We start from the raw sequence: 3,106 nt of genomic DNA, 5'->3' as shown, positions 1-3,106 counted from the left end.
ATCAACGCACTCTAAAACCGGAAGGGCCATCGAAGCCCGTCCCTTTCTTTTAATGTGTTCGTATGCCTTTCTATTCTCCCGCCGTTCCTGAAGCTCGCGATATCGGTGCCGCTGGCGAAGCACTCTTTGAATCGATTGTCCAAACGTGGGGATGGAAAATTCTCAGACCAACTGTAGATTACGGTCTCGACCGGTTTATTGTTCCCCCTAAACCGGACGGAACGATCGATAACGCGATTCTTTGTGCACAGGTTAAGACAGGATCCTCTTGGTTCAAGGAGCCGGTAAAGCGCAAAAACACAGCAGATTTTGACGGTTGGTGGTTTAGACCGGACCAGAAACAACTTGACGAATGGCTTGAAAGCCGGCTGCCCGTGGCTATCATCTTAGTAGATCTCGAAAATGCAATCTGGTACTGGCAAGAAATCTGTGCTGAGAACGTCCAAAAAGCAGGAAAAACTTCTAAGATCTTCGTACCTAGGTACCAAAACTCGAGGGACGCTGTTCCCACCCAAGAAGCTTTGATCCGCCTTTCAGAAAAAAGCAGTTCGAAGCTACGAAACTTTGCTGAGATCTGGTCGACACCATACTTAACAGGCAACGCCCTCATCCGGCAGACGGTTCTCTTGCCGAAGTTGTCCTATACTCAAATTTCTCATTCGAGAGAAGAAATCGGCATACAGGAAGCCCTTGCCTACCTTCTGTCAGGCCAAGCTAGGTGGTTATCTTCGCTCTACCTCAGTTCTCTTGATCTGTTTACAAGCAACGAGAAACGAAGGCGATTCATAGCTTGGCCGCAGGAAGCTAGACTATTCAGAAAAGTCCTTAACTACCTTGGGGTCGATTTGGACACGTCTCGAATAGAGCTCTTAGAAGGACCCACAGCAGCTGAAGCAGATGACACAAATGCGCTTGAGCTCATTGTTGACTGTTTATTACTCCCAACGAGTGAACATCGGATCGCGAAACTGGAATCAATTCTAGAATACGAATCCCCCAGCTTGGATAAAATTGACCGCGCATGGATACGGTTGATCCTAGCTATCGAGCTCGCTGACGTAGGGAACGTCAACAGGGCCCAAGAAATAGCAGTTGAATTATACTTGCGAACTCCAGAGCTTGAGCACGACCTATCAGGAAAGGTGATCCTATTAGGAGCAAGAAACCTTTCGCTAATGGTAGGTATAGCAGCTTTTCGCAACGACGCTCAAAAAAGGGCAGATCTTCTAAATTCCGTTACGCTCTGGACCGATCCTCCTTCGGAATTTTTAGCTCGCAGGCTCTTCGAAAAGTCCTTCCACAAGTGGTCTATGTCAGAGTCCTTTACAATTGGCGCTGATAACGCGAAGTTTCAACTACGCATCAGCACCGGCGCTGCCCGATTGGCAGGAGATATTGCCAACTTCAAGGAAGCCGCAGAAGCAGGAGGAAAGTACCTCTTGCAATCAGCAGAAAGCACGGCGGACGCCACCGAAGGTCTCACCCTATTGACAGCTTCCGGGGCAAATCTTGCTGCTTCAAATGCGGCCGAGAGGCTAATCCTAGATGGATGGATTTCTCCTCTAACAGAGCTCATTTCAACTTTTGATTTCTCTAATATCTCAAGAATCAGTTTCCAAGCTGAATTATCAGTCTTGAGAGTAGCTGGAGAATTTCTTCCCGTGAGCATAGCCGATCGCTTGCTCAGCCAGTTATTGGACAGGCTGAACGCGCCCGGCAACTGGCGGAGTTACCCTATGCGAAATTATAAGGCAGAGATCCTTCGCACAGTATGCTCTGTCTATCTCTCGGCCTCTTCTCAGATCCGGTCTGAAATCAGAACTAACATCATCACCATCAACCCTGGCGAAGAGGATTTGCAATACACCTATAGTCTGTTATCAGAGCTTATCCCAGATGCCGAATGGACAGAAAATGAGTTGAAAGAACTTCGGTCGATGGTGAACGACAATTGTATAAGTATGCCGCAGTCTCTTCAGATCCTGTTTGCCCGGCGTTCTGAGGAGGAGCGAAGTAAATTATTGGAGAAATTGCCAACAGAATTCACGTGGGCACTAAAAGGGTTTTCTGATTGGAGCGAAATTCCAATAGAAATCGCATCCGAAATTGTCGACCAGTGTGTGGTTGAATTGAAGAAGATAATGTCAGAACTGAAGAAAGGTGTCTCTTCCTCTGGCGGTTTCCCCTATCTAACGTGTTTGATCCATTTCAATCTCTTGTACCCAACCATCTCCAAATGGGAAGTAGTTCTTGGCTATCTTTCACTGGGCCCTCTGACATCTCAGAATCTTTCACCAGCTTTGTCCCTCCTTGCAGACCACAACCACCAACTGGACCCGTATACGCGCAAGGCATTGAGGGAGGCGTTAGAAAAGCTACGCCGTAAGAAGGAGACTGTTTTCCTTTTTCCGAGTTCAAATAAAGAAAAAGAGTCAGCTTTTGCAGCCGTAGAATATGCTTACTGGCTGCTCTCTAACGAGAGTCCTACTCCAGCCGAACGCGCAATACTTTCTGGATACTCGCCTGAAATGGCTTTGGCGGTGCTCAAGCTCAAGGCTCTCAACAACCCTGATGAAATCGTCGAAGGAATATCCGGCTACATAGCTGCTTCAGATCCGACTCTCAATGCGGGGGTAGTTGAGCTATTAGCTTTGTCCCTCAGAGCAAAGCACAGATCCACCGCAATTAAAAGCTTACTTTCGACAATTATTCAGAATTCCGGCGAAGGGGCATTAGCAATTCTATCTCGAGTGGTGAACGCCCAGATTTTCAAAGACTTTCATGCGGAAGATCAAAACTGGCTCTTGCACGCCCTGAGCAACAGTCAGTCAGCAATCACCAGATGGAAAGCGCAACAGCTCCGCGCGAACGCTTCAAAAATGACGAAGTAGACTAATTTCCGTCTCTTCACCGCAAAGCATTTTAAGGCGTCGGAATTTCTCGAGACGGAATCCATGATTGTGACTATCCCGAGCATCCTTCAGGTCAGCTTTTCATTCGGGGAGCGCAGTCCCAGTGGTGGCCGGCTCTGTCAACTACCAGACCAGTAACCGTCACGTGATACAAGGCCGTTAATTGGCCCTTCCGGTTTTAGAGTGCGTTGATT

The 3,106-nt window shown here is 47.8% G+C and carries 1 protein-coding gene; it reads left to right on the top strand.

Features of this window, described 5'->3' with window-relative positions; genetic code table 11:
- The first annotated feature begins 62 nt into the window (after nt 1–62).
- Entirely contained in the window at nt 63–2,891 is a 2,829-nt protein-coding gene (locus tag HMPREF3009_RS00140; RefSeq protein WP_070545489.1) for a DUF4365 domain-containing protein, read from the top strand.
- The last annotated feature ends 215 nt before the right edge of the window (nt 2,892–3,106 follow it).

The organism is Corynebacterium sp. HMSC034H07, assembly GCF_001815175.1.
GTDB lineage: Bacteria > Actinomycetota > Actinomycetes > Mycobacteriales > Mycobacteriaceae > Corynebacterium > Corynebacterium hiratae.
Note: the sequence above shows the minus strand (reverse complement) of the source record. Positions and strands in the feature narration are given on the sequence as shown.

What these genes read in the sequence shown, in the direction of transcription:
- HMPREF3009_RS00140 (WP_070545489.1), top strand. Translation starts at nt 63, where the DNA reads ATGCCTTTCTATTCTCCCGCCGTTCCTGAAGCTCGCGATATCGGTGCC.